The sequence below is a fragment of the Algoriphagus pacificus genome, from assembly GCF_017254845.1.
Taxonomy (GTDB): domain Bacteria; phylum Bacteroidota; class Bacteroidia; order Cytophagales; family Cyclobacteriaceae; genus Algoriphagus; species Algoriphagus pacificus.
Map to the genome: position 1 here is coordinate 445,442 of NZ_JAFKCU010000003.1, position 13,517 is coordinate 458,958.

9 protein-coding genes are annotated in these 13,517 nt (G+C 36.3%); 6 read left to right on the plus strand and 3 right to left on the minus strand.

What is annotated here, in order from left to right:
* Nucleotides 1-7: 7 nt before the first annotated feature.
* Nucleotides 8-991: a GlxA family transcriptional regulator gene (locus tag J0A69_RS14450; RefSeq protein ID WP_206587318.1), complete on the minus strand. Its 984-nt coding sequence runs from the start codon at nt 989-991 to the stop codon at nt 8-10.
* Nucleotides 992-1,116: 125 nt separating this feature from the next.
* On the opposite strand from J0A69_RS14450, the gene J0A69_RS14455 reads away from it, so the two are divergent.
* From J0A69_RS14455 to J0A69_RS14475, 5 genes are all read left to right on the plus strand, one after another.
* On the plus strand, nt 1,117-1,584 hold the full coding sequence (locus J0A69_RS14455; protein WP_206587319.1) for an SRPBCC family protein: 468 nt from the start codon (nt 1,117-1,119) through the stop codon (nt 1,582-1,584).
* A gap of 2 nt (nt 1,585-1,586) precedes the next feature.
* On the plus strand, nt 1,587-2,081 hold the full coding sequence (locus J0A69_RS14460) for an SRPBCC family protein (RefSeq protein WP_206587320.1): 495 nt from the start codon (nt 1,587-1,589) through the stop codon (nt 2,079-2,081).
* A 288-nt stretch (nt 2,082-2,369) separates the two neighbouring features.
* Nucleotides 2,370-4,502 carry an IPT/TIG domain-containing protein gene (locus tag J0A69_RS14465; protein WP_206587321.1) on the plus strand — a complete coding sequence of 711 codons (2,133 nt, stop codon included), beginning with the start codon at nt 2,370-2,372 and terminating at the stop codon, nt 4,500-4,502.
* A gap of 448 nt (nt 4,503-4,950) precedes the next feature.
* On the plus strand, nt 4,951-5,424 hold the full coding sequence (locus tag J0A69_RS14470) for a hypothetical protein (RefSeq protein ID WP_236032881.1): 474 nt from the start codon (nt 4,951-4,953) through the stop codon (nt 5,422-5,424).
* Nucleotides 5,425-6,017: 593 nt separating this feature from the next.
* Complete coding sequence (locus J0A69_RS14475; protein ID WP_206587322.1) at nt 6,018-6,962, plus strand: phospholipase D-like domain-containing protein; 945 nt, start codon at nt 6,018-6,020, stop codon at nt 6,960-6,962.
* A 16-nt stretch (nt 6,963-6,978) separates the two neighbouring features.
* On the opposite strand, the gene J0A69_RS14480 is transcribed toward J0A69_RS14475, so the two are convergent.
* Nucleotides 6,979-9,279 (minus strand): DUF2357 domain-containing protein, encoded by a 2,301-nt coding sequence (locus J0A69_RS14480; protein ID WP_206587323.1) that lies wholly within the window; start codon nt 9,277-9,279, stop codon nt 6,979-6,981.
* A 3-nt stretch (nt 9,280-9,282) separates the two neighbouring features.
* On the minus strand, nt 9,283-11,160 hold the full coding sequence (locus J0A69_RS14485; protein ID WP_206587324.1) for an McrB family protein: 1,878 nt from the start codon (nt 11,158-11,160) through the stop codon (nt 9,283-9,285).
* Nucleotides 11,161-11,762: 602 nt separating this feature from the next.
* Here J0A69_RS14485 and J0A69_RS14490 point away from each other — a divergent pair.
* Nucleotides 11,763-12,713, plus strand: a complete 951-nt coding sequence (locus J0A69_RS14490) for an NmrA/HSCARG family protein (protein ID WP_206587325.1) — start codon at nt 11,763-11,765, stop codon at nt 12,711-12,713.
* Nucleotides 12,714-13,517 lie beyond the last annotated feature (804 nt).

Here is a 13,517-nt window from a genome sequence, read left to right on the forward strand (position 1 = left end):
TCAGCACTTATTTCCCCATAAACAGGTAATTGTATTTATCCCTGTAATCCAAAGGCGAAATGCCGGTGATTTTTCTGAAGATGTCTCTAAATGCTTTTGCATCACTATAGCCGACATCATACATGACTTCATTCACATTCAGTCTAGTATTCTCAAATGACTTTTTTGCCACTTCCACTTTAATCCGCTGCAAATATTCCAAAGGAGTAAAATTAGTAGCCTTTTTAAAGCGCCTATCAAAATTTCTTCTACCAACATTCAAGGATTTCGCCAGCTCCTCAACTGAGAGTTGCTTTTGATAATTCTCTTCCAAATAAGCCTGTGCTTTTAAAATGGCCTCATCTTCATGTTTTTTATGACCATTAAAAATGGAAAATTCAGATTGCAGGTTTCTAGCCACATCTATCTGAAACACTTTGGAACAAAAAATCGCTGTTTCCCTATCATAGAACTTTTCAACCAAATAAATCATCAGGTTGAGAAAGGAATACGCACCTCCATTTGTATAGATACCTCCTTCATCCGTAATCAATTGGTCGGGTTCAAGTTTTACATCAGGAAACATGCGTTGGAAATTCTCAGAAGCAGCCCAATGGGTTGAGCATCTTTTACCTTTTAGCACACCGCTGGCAGCCAGCAAAAAAGCCCCCGTACAAATGCTTGCAATCTCTGTACCTGATTTATAGTGATCACGAAGCCAATTTATCATGACTTCATTCCCCTTAATGGCCTCCTCATATTGATGGTTTAATGAAGGGATAATAATCAAATCAGTCTTTTGAATTTCGCGAATATCCTTTTGTGGATTTACGCTGAATAATCCCTCATAAAAATCAACTTGGCTATTGGTCCCGGCCAGCTCAATATGAAATACCTGACGCTTGGTCTTTTCTAAAAAATAGCTGTTTGCCCGATTAAAAATCTTGAATGGACCAACGATACTACTCAGGTTATTTTGCCCATTTGGCACCAAAATAGTCAAGTGCTTCATTTTTTTTTCTTGTAAAGCTAAAGATTAACCTTGTCCAAATCAACCCGTAGGATTGGCTAAATCACCCCATTTATTTTGTGTTCCAGTCAATAAATTTGTTGAAATAAACTTTTAAAAGGATCAGAATGGACACAAAAACAATTCAACAGGAAGCTCAGCAAAAGGGTAATTTGGAAGATTTCACATACAGTTTTCAATCCCCAAAGTCCTCCAAAGAAATTTATGAGATGCTTTTGCAACTCGATAAATGGTGGTCGGGATTGTATGAAGAAACCATAACTGGACAGAGCAAAAAGCTAGGTGACGAGTTTGATTTCCAAGCTGGAGGCGGAATGCACTATACCAAACAAAAATTGGTAGAGCTTACTCCATCTAAAAAAGTGACCTGGGAAGTAACTGATTGCAATCTGCAATTTGTCAAAAAACAAGATGAATGGGTGGGAACACAAATTAGTTTCGAAATAGAGGACCTGGGAACTAATCGGAGGATCACCTTTAGGCATCTTGGGTTGACACCAAAATTTGAATGCTATGGAAACTGTGCAGGTGCCTGGACAGAATATATGAATGAACTAGAAAGAAAATTAAGCTAAACATGGAAAAGACAGATTTTACAACCAGCATTGAGGTAGATAATAGTCCAAAAGAAGTTTATGAAGCCATCAACAATGTTTGTGATTGGTGGTCAGAACAAATTGAAGGTCCGACAGATCAGTTGAATAAAGAATGGTTTTATCATTACAAGGATATTCACCTTTGTAAAATGAAAGTTATAGCCCTTGAACCTGGAAAAAGAGTGGTTTGGGAAGTCATGGAGAACAGCTTCAACTTTATAAAAGACCCAGCCGAGTGGGTTGGAAATCGTCTGATTTTTGAGATTCAAAAGCAGGGAAATAAGACCAAGCTTACGTTTACCCAAGAAGGCCTGACTTCATTTTATGAATGCTATGATATTTGCCAAGAAGCTTGGACCAATTACATCCAAAATAGCCTTTACAAATTAATCACAATAGGCAAGGGGGAACCGAATCCAAAAGAAGAGGAAGATGGATACAATAAAGAACTTGCCGATAAGTGGAAATTGGGTTAAAACTCGAATTGTGTTTTAATTAACCGCAAAGCCGCAAAGGTTTAATAGAACCTTTTAACAAAATCAGCTATATAGTATTACCCGGTCGATTGCAGTAATTGATTTATAGACCATGGGGCCTTCCATTCCTTTTTCGTATTGAAAATGATCTCATCCAAAGGTCGGGATCGAGACCTTTCGAATAGTAAAAAACTAGGGCAGATGTCGTATGTTCCAAAGTTTAGTTAGAAGATAATTTTGAAGAGAATTTAAACCTGGTCAATCAGGAAGACTCAAAAAATTATTTCTATGAAACGACATCTTTTAGTAAGCTCTATTTTGGCAATGCTTTTTCTCGGTTCCTGTGAAGACGATCCAGGTTCTCAGCAGCCAATAAATAAATTTCAAACAGACCTAAAGGGAGAAATAAACAGCAATTCTTTAGATCTCACAGCCAACTCAATTGTTCCGGTCTTTTTTCAGGATGAGAATGAAAGCACTGGCGCATTGGAAGTAACTGCCCAATTGCCCAACAGTGAAAAACTGACCTTTTTTATTGACGAATTAAAACCAGGAACGGTCAACCTTACTCAGGTCTTTCCAGCTGTGATGGGATTTTCCTCTGATGGGCTCAGATTGGAGGCAAATGAATCCAATGGGCCTGATAACAAAAGAATGACAGCAAGCCTGCCAAGTTTTGTCAAGTATCTCAGTGGTGAAAACACATATTTTGCGATCTCAGGTACGCTGGAAATTAAAGTAGATGGAGCCAATCTCACGGTGATTTGGGACTTGATTTTTAAAGATAAAGAGGGAAATAATTTCACCTCCAAGGGTACATTTAAAGTAGCCGATTATAAGAAAAACACTAAGCCAAGATCACAGATCAATAATCCTACTTCTACCTTGTCAATTGTAAGCATTACTCCGGATTATGGCAGTGCCGGTACTGAGTTGACTATGAAAGGGACAGGTTTCAGCGCATTGAAGGCTGAGAATAAGCTGATGCTAAACGATCTAGCGATTGAAGCAATTTCAGCTACGGCCACGGAGATTAAGATCAGCATTCCTGAGGCAGGGGAGCATGGCAAATATTCATTGACGGTTTTAGGTGCAACAGCAGAAAGCGGGATGTTCTATTACGCTCCTGTTATCACTTCAATAAATAAGGAATCAGCCAAAGTGGGTGAAGAGCTACTGATTACTGGACTTCATTTTGATACAGATAAGAGCTTATTGGAAGTGAAAATCGGAGATAAGCAAATGGAAATAATAGCTGCTTCTTTAACTTCATTGACCGTAAAAATTCCAGAAGGTGCAAAGACAGGAAAGATCAATGTTGCTAGAATTGGTAAAGCGCCTGTACAAGGATCTGAATTACAGATTGTGGAAAAACAAGCAACTCAAGGACTTCCTGTGGATCAGATATTTGAGGTAGTCAGTGGCAATCTTAGCTTCGAGGAAGTCTTGAGCAATGCCAACGAATATGGGGCAATTTGGAATATTCAAATCGATGCAGAAAAAAACGTGATGTATGCAGTCACCGCGAGTGCGCTTTTGTCCATAGATCTTTCTACAAATGCCGTTACCAACCTTGCAGGGCAGGAAAGTGCTATATATAAGAATGATTTGAACCTATATAATCTATTGACTTTGCCAATGGCATTATATCCAAAAGGGGAAGTTTTGTACGGATTGAAGAACCATACCTTTATGATAAGTGAGGTTAAGAATGGCTTCAGATTTAATGTCTCTACCAAAACTCCAGAGATGCTTGGCGATCACAAAATCAACAACGGAGCAGATCCATATGGAATGTTTGTGGGTGACAATAACAGAATTTATATGCCTGAGTTTATTTCTCCGGGTCCTGGTTATGCTTTGGTTAGCTATAATCTTGATTTCACTGACCGAAAAATCCTTCATGAGGATGCTGGGAATTTTACCTTTATGTTGGGTATGGAAGGGAGTAAATTCCGATATGTTTCCAAAAGGACGATCAACGATGCAAAGTATATCGAAGGAAATGGAGACAATATCAGTGACTTTATCAGTTGGAAAGATCAATTGAAGCCAATCGAATTTGATACCTACACGAGGTTAATCGGGATGGATTATCGAAACTCCAATTTCTATGTATTGGCCGCAACTGCTAAAGATGGAGCAAATGTGGGTTCCACCAGCTATCCAAAACTCCACTATAATCTAGGCAAGCAGACAAATGGAAGCGGAAATTTTCAAAAGATGGGGGAGTTTTCCATTAAGCAGACCTTTGAATTTAATGGAACAACTTATTATGTGAGGTCACAGGAGAGTGCTTACAAGAGTTTTGTAGCGGATAAAAATGGAGATGTTTATGTATTGCTCCAAACTCCTTTCCATCCAAGCACTGGCGAAGAACTTGCGCCTGGAGCAGGAGGGATCTATAAAATCAAATTCTGATCGATAAAATAAAAGCTTAGAAAGGCTGTCTAACCTAGTAGGACAGCCTTTTATTTAATCTATCTATTTTTTAAAGGGATGTTTTTAGGGCTTTTCAATCACTAATTGTTAATAAATAGCAAGTGCTTTAGAGATTTAAGATAAATTATTCTCCCATCAAAATTTCGAGTTGATTCCACTCGCTGGAGGATTACTCCTAGCGGTTGGGCAGGGGAATACGATTTATTGAATTGAATATTCTTTAACCGCAAAGCCGCAAAGATCGCAAAGGCTTTACGGAGAATCTTATTAAAAGCCCAGCTCAAGGGGAGTGAAAGCTTGGTTTTAGAAGCCAAGAACTAAACTCCCTGACTCTCTTAAAAAAATAATACTAATCCCTTGGTTTTCAGAAAATAAAACCTAAATTACTTTTAGTTAATTTTTACTTTTCACTTAAATATTTTTCAACATGGCGATAGAAAACCGTATCTCCATTGAGATCCCCGACGCGGATCTCTCCGCAGCTTTAGATCATATCAATGCTGCTCGAGCTATTTTAGCTCCATTTTTAATTGCTTTGACACCGGATGATAGAAGGACTATCCCGAAGATGTCAGATGGTACCAGGCCTTTTGTAGAAAAGGTCATGGATTATGTGGTTTCCGAACCTCAGTTTTTGCCTCCTTTTCTTCCTGTAGCCGAAATGCAAAAGGACTGGAAAGCTGTCAATGGCTTGGAACCTCTGCTGAAAGCTGCAAATCTCTTGTGTGACAATCTCAGTGATACCGTGATGCTGGCGGGATCAGAAACTCTGGAAGGAGGCCTGGGTTATTACAACACGACGAAGTATGCCGCTAGATTAAATGCTCCCAATGCCAAGGGGATTTATGAAGACCTCAAGAAAAGGTTTAATAAAAAGCCAAGTGCCAGTAAAACGGAGTAAAAAGAAAAGTTGCTTAGTATATGATTTATAAATACTTAACGCGAAACAGCGAGCCAGGTCCTTCCGGCTCGCTGTTATTTTTTTATAGGGATCAGTCACCCAGTTCGGAGCTGCAAGCTCGGAGCATAAAGGCGCAAGCATGAAGCAAAAAGGTCCAATGCTGCAGCAAAAAGGTGGAAACGTGAACCTAAAAGGTGCAAGCAAGCAGTAAAAAGGTGCATGCTCGGACAAAAAAGGTGGACGCTTGGAGCAAAAAGCCTCAAGCGTGGAGCAAATAGGTGCATGCATGCAGCAAAAAGGTCCAAGAACGGAGCAAAAAGGTGCAAGCGAGGAGCAATGAAGTGGGAGGGGGTACTTCCGAAGTGGGGAGGGGTACTTCGGAGGTACCCCTATTCATTTGCTAAGTAAGCTGCCGGAGCTTTATATTTTAGTAATTTAAAGCCCCGTGAAATCAAAACCTTACATAAGACCCAAAGTTGCGGTTCCTAAGTTTTCTGAGATTTTTTTTATTGATTACTAACCTGTTAGGTTTATGGTAAAAAAAGGTATTGCATATATTTATTTTTCTTCACTTTTTCGTAAAACTAAAAGATATGGCAAAATTTTTAACAGGAGAGGATTTAGAAAATGCTATTTGTGAAGTAATTCACTCCGCTAAGGAATCCTTAATAATCGTTTCCCCTTACATTAAACTGGATGAATATTTCAAAAATGTTTTTTTAAGCAAAATGAAGGACCACAAACTTCACTTGCTATTAATTTTTGGAAAAAATGAAAACGAATATGGGAAAAGCCTATCTATAAATGATTTTGAGTTTTTTAAAGCTTTTCCAAATGTTACTATAATTTTTTCTAAAAACTTACACGGTAAATATTATGGAAACGAAAAAATGGGGATTCTTACATCTATAAATTTATATGATTATTCATTTAAGAATAATGTTGAATTTGGAGTTTACTCGGAGATCTCCATTTTGGATAGATTCAAACCAAGCTATGATAATGATGTGTTTAATTATTGCTATACTCTAGCAGAGAATAATCCATCCATTTATATAAAAAGACCAATAGTGGAAAAGAAGCTTCTTGGTCTTGCCGCAAATTATCATGGATCAGAAGTCCTTTTGGATTGTACAGTAGAATTAATAAATAATAGAAAATTTAAAGATCAATTTATTCAAAATTATCCATCATTTTTAGAATATAATGATCACATAAATAATCCTATAAAAACAAGAAAGGAGTTTGAAAAAGAAAATAAAAAATTAGTAGAAAATCCGATTTTATTGAATCGCAATTTTAATGATTTTGAGGAGTTTGGTTTTTGTATTCGAACTGGAGAAAAAATACCTTTCAATCCTGAAAAACCCTTTTCTTATTCTGCTTATTTGAGTTGGGCATATTACGAAAACATAGATTTTGAAGAGAATTATTGCCATTTTTCAGGTGAACCTTCAAATGGAAAAACTTCTATGGCGAAACCAATTTTAAGGAAAAATTGGATCAAAGCTCAAAAATTTATTAATAGAATTTATTAAACAATTTTGAAATTAATTATTTAGAATTTACTGCTAATTCTGCTAAACTAGCAGTAAATGGAATTGCTGATGCATTGCCATTTAGATACTTATTTAACTTTTTAAATTCCCAAACCTTTCCTTTTAATTCTAATTCCTTTACAGGTTTTAAATTTAATACCAAATAATAATCGTGATTTGGATTTGGGTATTTTGCTTTTTTTCCATCTAATTGTTTCTTTGAATATATTCTAGGGCCTCCTTTTTTAATTTCCCATAGACGACTGGAGTTTTTATCACCTTTAGTGTGAAGAAGTAAATATTTAGCGCTAACCGTTTCTAAATCTAGATTTAAAGAACCATTTCCGGTACCAGTTCTAAAATTGTATTTCTTTTCTTTTATTATCCAATTTAGATGCTCTTCAGATTTGTAATAACCAATTAGCACATAAGTCTCATCGGGAATCATATGTCTATTAGCTCCAAAAGCTTCGGGTAATAAATCATCCACTCTGCCTTCCTTTAAGGGAGGATTTTGATAAACCTGAAATGATTTCAAAGCCATTTTCTCACGTTGTGTTGCACGATCTATAAAATGATTTATCACCTCAAGAATAAAGCCTTTAAGATCTTCTGTTCCATCTTCACTCTTAGATGGCCTCACCGGAAATGCTCCTAATCCCGGAATTATTTCATGGAACCCAGCTCGACTTATTTTTTCAGTCCCCGGATAAAGTACATAAGCACCAGCAGACCTTCTAATTGCATCTTTGTAGGCATGCATCTTTAATAGATCCGCATTTTTATAATTTCCTTTTCGGTTCGCTGTTTTCTCTTCATTTAAATCAGCTTCATTATCCTGATCAGTAAACTCAATGATATTATCCACCTTGTATTTTGCATCAAAATGAATATGAACAATCAATTCTTCTTTCTCTGCTTGGGTTTCATCGATTCCAAATGGCCAAATGGACAAGGTATAATCTGGTCTTAGTGTTGTGGTCCAACTACCAGATGATGGGTAATCATTTTTTCCTCGGAATGATCGGTTATAATTGAACTGAATATTGAATTTTCTTGAATTCGAATTATAAACTCCTTTTAAAGGTGTGAATTTCCCTTGCCTCAATTTTAGATTTAAACCATTATCAGTTAATACGATTAGATTATGGATATCTTCTGGTTCAATGGCAAACAAGGATTGTAGAAGCTCTAATAATTTGAAGAATAACCAGTATTCATATAGCGTTGCAATATCCTTCTTTCCACCATCATAAATATCCTCTCCACCTTCCCAGATAAGTTTTGCGGCAAGGTCAAAGATCAACCAAACCCGTAGTACTTCTCGATAGCCTTCTTTTCTCTGCAGTCCTGGGCTGTTTAATTTAAGAGTAATGGGTTTTGAAATTTCAATAAACAAAGAGTGTTGCAAATAGGATTCTAGCTGCTGAATTAATTGAAATGATTCCTTTTCAAGCTGATTACCGTCCTTTAGTTTTTGGGCTTTAGCATTAATCTCTACGCTCAATTTTAAAAAAGTCTCTAATGCATGTTTTATAAATCTGTTCTCGGGAGTGTCTACTGAATCAGTTTTACGCGCACTTTTAATCTTCACAGGTACTGATTTTAGCCCATATTGCCTAAACGAATGATTTAAAGGTAAAGCAGTTCTGTTATTCCCTTTGACCAGTTCTTGAATTGAGGCTCTACTAAATCGTTTAATTTTTCGGATATCAGTGGGTTCCTCTTCCTCACACCATGTGGTCACAGGATTTGTAACTATTCGATGCACAGCTTCTGTAAAGTCACTTGATCCAATAATCGAATTAATAAATACAAATCTCTGATATAGAACCTCAGGACTAGTGTTTTTTGTATAGTCTGGTTCAAATTTTTGAAATATTGGAGAGTTGATTTGTAATAAAAGGTCTGTTGTCTGTTCAGTGATGAACTCTAACATATCTCGATAATCATCCCGGTAGTTAGATTTTCTTGATCTTACTTCAAGTTCTAAGGTATGAACTTTTTTACCACTGGTTTTTTCAACTATTGGAATCTTTAATGTTCCTACATAGATATTAGGCACAATTGTTCCTAAATGAATCGATTTTCTATGTGATTGAATAATGTTGCCAGAAATCTGACCCAAATAATAATTTATGTCATTCAATTCATAATCATAAAAACACCCTTCTAATAGTTGATACCTAGCTTCATTATTTAAGTTTGAATCAATTTCTTGGTCAAATAGAGTTCCTACTTGGCGTTCATAGATTTCTAAGACAAGCCCCTCATTAATCTGAGAAAGATCAATCGCTATTTTGGGAAATGCTGACATGATTTAAGCTTCTGCAAAACTCGCGAAACCATTCTCTATGGCACTTCGGTACATTCTGGCAATTTTTTCTAAGGATAGCGGATATTTCACCTGATCAGAATTAAAATCAAAATCCTCTTTATTTAAGATCTCACTTTCAATTTTGAAATCACCGACTAAGCAAAGTGGTGCTAATTTCACAAGCACCTTATTCAACTTATTTCTTGAACCGTGAAGCTTAGGAAGCAATTTCTGAATAATTGCAATATCTAGTTTCTCATCCAAAGTAAGAGTCGGATCTATAACGGAAAGGTTTTTAATCAACCTTAGAATTTCTGTTGCACTTCTATAGCCAAATTCAGCTCCTGCCTTTTTTAATTCTACAAAAAACTTTCCTAGTTCAGGATATATTTTTTCAGTGTCTTCATTTAAAGTAGAATTATCTTTAGATAATTGAACAAAACTCTTTGCCATCCCTGCTCCTTTAGAAATTAGTGCCTCTATGTAGACTTCACCGATGTTTTTTAAAAAGTGTTTCATTTCATCAAGACCAATTCGGAATTCTATTGTGTTTCCTCGATCCAGAACCTTTGGGCTAAACATATGAGTAGTTTCATCAATATTTACAGTACCAATTATGAAAAGGTTTTTTGGCAATTTGATACTCGATGGAACTTCGTTTATGGGATTAGATTCTTTGTGCAAAAGTATTTCCTCATTCGATTCCATAGCACTAAGGAAATCAGCAAAATACCTTTCTACATGGCTTAGATTCATTTCATCTAAGATCAGAAAATAGGGAAGCTCTGGATTATTTGATGCAGAAATAAGCAAATCCAAAACACCATTATCAGGCCTTACATATTTTTCTTCATTTAAAGCATTTGGATAACCTAATAATGGTTCTCGATTAGTCCAATCAGCTCCAACTGGGACAACCTTATATTGATGCTCAGATTGACAAATCCATTTAACAAAAGCTTGAACTAATTTTGTTTTTCCCGAACCAGAAAGGCCTGTTAGAATCAAGAATGGTTTAGCCATTAAAGAGCCAACGAATCTAGTTAACAGTTCTTTTTCAAAAATTAAATTTGCTTCCTTTAGGCTAGAATGAAATGAATTTGTATTTAGCTCCTCTTGCGGTATTTCGTTTTTTGTTTCAAAATTGACTTTCAATCCTTTTATTAGGCGAAAGAGTTTTTCTGGACAAGGAGTCAAATATGCTCCTTGTCTCAAGGCTAGATTTGAGGTGTAAAAAACCTCTGATTCATTAGATATTTCTTGTAAAATATTTGCATTTTCCTCGTTAAGAACACGGCTTCGATGAATTTGATTTTCAAAATACCTGAACTCTTTTAATGGAATCAAGTATGCCGGACCATCCCAATTAGTCCCTTGAATTCCTTCAGCTTCAATAAAGCTTGAACCTGCAACACTTTGACCAATAAAAGCCTTATTATCAACTAAATGGAGTATGATATCTCCTTCCTTAACTAGCCTCATATTTTTATAAATGTCGGCTCCTCGTTGATCTTTGGTTGGTGACCATAAAGCTTTACCAAGTGATCGGTCCCCTTTTGTCCGGTCAGGACGACCATGTACAATCGTTTTTTCAATCCAAATATTCATGGCTTCTGGCTTAAAATGTTTTTTTTGTATTAAAAAATCATTCTTTTTAAGAATATTAAATGGGATATCAACATTATTTCCAAAGTCTTCTAATGTCAAATCTTTCCCACCCTTTAATTGATTCGCAATCGAAAGAACTAAAATTGGGGGGTAATTCTTCCCTTCATAAATCAAATCATAAGTAGATGAATGTCTTCCCTTTTTAAGTGAGGGATTTTTGTTTATTTTTTTTATGGCATTAATTAATTCTGCTCTAGAAAAAGAATATTCCATAATATTTTATAAAAGTTTTTAAAAATTGGATTACCCCATACCATCTATCTTAAATCCATTGGCTATCCTTGAAAAACTCTTGCTTCAATCAAGGAAATGCCATAGAAAAGATCTTTACTGACTAGTGTATCTTTATGTTGACAGATGATAAAATTTATCTCTCTTTTTCTAATAGCTTAAAGATATATGGAAAGCTAAAAACTTAAGGTCCATTTATCAGAAAAACTAAAATTTAGTTTTTAAATCAAACTCCATTACCTGGATTGATCTTAATCCAACTTTCCCCGCTCCAAAACCTCCAATATCTACTAATTTGGAAATTTGAGGTTCATTCTTTCTAATCAGCTAAGCAGGTATGTTTTTGAAAATGATGCATTTAAATACGCTTAGAGGGTGAAGATTCTCTTATTTTTTTCTTTCTTGTAAGTAGCATTTTGCCAAGGGAAGTCTAGCATTTTTTTGTTCCAAGGACTGAATCCTGATTTTGTACCGATTAAGAATTTATCAGCCAGTACCAAACAATAAACCGTGGAATGCACCCACCACTCAAAGAAACGGGGCAAAACCTAAATTTTTTAATCATAAAACAACTAACAATAACCATGGAAAAATCTAAGATCATTACAGTATTTGGTGCCACAGGAGCACAGGGCGGAGGGCTTGCAAGAGCAATTTTATCCGATTCAAACTCAGAATTTAAAGTTAGGGCAGTTACCAGAAATGCCGATTCTGAAAAAGCAAAAGCTTTGGCACAATTAGGTGCCGAAATAGTAGAAGCAGATATTGATGATGCTGGGAGCATTAAAAAGGCGGTTGAGGGAGCTTATGGAGCCTTCTTTGTTACTTTTTTCTGGGAACATTTTTCAGCCGAAAAGGAATATCAAGAAGTAGCTGATTTCGCCAAAGCGGCCAAGGAAGCTAATTTGAAGCATGTCATTTGGTCAACTCTGGAAGATACCAGAAACTGGGTGCCTTTGGATGATGACAGAATGCCTACGCTGCAAGGCAAATACAAAGTGCCACATTTTGATGGAAAAGGTGCTGCGGATAAACTCCTGGTAGATGCCGGCTTGCCCGTTACATTATTAAGAACATCTTTCTTCTGGGATAATTTTATCCATTTCGGGATGGGCCCGCAAAAAGGTGAGGATGGAAACTATTACATCGCTTTCCCATTGGATGACAAAAAGCTATGCGGTATGGGTGCTGAAGATATTGGCAAATGTGCCTATGGTATTTTCAAAAATGGCAATGGATCTGTTGGCGAAATAATCGGTATTGTAGGGGAGAAGTTAAGTGGCGGTGAGATGGCTGCAAAACTTTCAAAAGCTTTAAATATCAATGTGATTTATAATAATGTAAGTCCAGATACCTATCGCAGCTTTGGCTTCCCAGGAGCAGATGATTTGGGCAATATGTTCCAGTTTAAAAGAGATTTTAATGAGGATTTTAATGCGGTTCGTAGCGAAGAAGTGTCTAAGGAGCTGAATCCGGAATTGCAAAACTTCGACGAATGGCTTGCTGTAAATGCTTCAAGTATTCCGATTGATTAATTGTTTGATAAAATTAAAGGCTGGCAAGGCTATACCTATACTTCATAGTTAGGGTGGTTCTTGCCAGTCCTTTAATCCCGAAGGGATTTCATGTTTATAGGAAATAGTGCGGGAAATGGGATCCGACCCTGATGGGGTCGCATATTCCAGAATTGACATTAGCTATAAACATTGGACCCATTCTGGTTCATGGGAGATGTTTGATTGTTATGTTTCTTGGATCAATTCTGGTCCATTAAATCCTTTTGATTATTATAAATATTGGATCCTATCTGGTTGAATTGATGAATTTCCTTTTTAGTCTTTTAATCCCGAAGGGATTACATGTTTATAGGAAATAGGGTGAGAAATGGGATCCGACCCCATCGGGGTCACATTTTTTAGGATTGACAATAACTATAAACATTGGACCCATTCTGGGTCAAATAAATACACGTTCCTTTTTGAAATAAATAGTTTTCACATTCATGATTATTTGTGAGAATGATTTTGGAAGGCCCAAAAATCCCGAAGGGATTTCATGTTTATAGGAAATAGGGTGGGGAATAGGATTCGACCCCAACGGGGTCGCACTTACTAGAATTGACATTAGCTATAAACATTGGACCCATTCTGGGTCATGGGAGATGTTTGATTGTTATGTTTCTTGGATCAATTCTAGTCCATAGCATCCTTTTGATTTTTATAAAGATTGGATCCTATCAGGGTGGAATTGATGGTTTTTCATTTTGGTTTTTGTTTCCTTTTAATCCCGAAGGGATTTCATGTTTATAGAAAATAAGGCTCTAAATAGTATTCGACCCC

Coding starts and splice junctions, on each gene's coding strand:
- J0A69_RS14485 (WP_206587324.1), bottom strand. CDS start 11,160: ATGGAATATTCTTTTTCTAGAGCAGAATTAATTAATGCCATAAAAAAA.
- J0A69_RS14490 (WP_206587325.1), top strand. CDS start 11,763: ATGGAAAAATCTAAGATCATTACAGTATTTGGTGCCACAGGAGCACAG.
- J0A69_RS14460 (WP_206587320.1), top strand. CDS start 1,587: ATGGAAAAGACAGATTTTACAACCAGCATTGAGGTAGATAATAGTCCA.
- J0A69_RS14455 (WP_206587319.1), top strand. CDS start 1,117: ATGGACACAAAAACAATTCAACAGGAAGCTCAGCAAAAGGGTAATTTG.
- J0A69_RS14450 (WP_206587318.1), bottom strand. CDS start 991: ATGAAGCACTTGACTATTTTGGTGCCAAATGGGCAAAATAACCTGAGT.
- J0A69_RS14465 (WP_206587321.1), top strand. CDS start 2,370: ATGAAACGACATCTTTTAGTAAGCTCTATTTTGGCAATGCTTTTTCTC.
- J0A69_RS14475 (WP_206587322.1), top strand. CDS start 6,018: ATGGCAAAATTTTTAACAGGAGAGGATTTAGAAAATGCTATTTGTGAA.
- J0A69_RS14470 (WP_236032881.1), top strand. CDS start 4,951: ATGGCGATAGAAAACCGTATCTCCATTGAGATCCCCGACGCGGATCTC.
- J0A69_RS14480 (WP_206587323.1), bottom strand. CDS start 9,279: ATGTCAGCATTTCCCAAAATAGCGATTGATCTTTCTCAGATTAATGAG.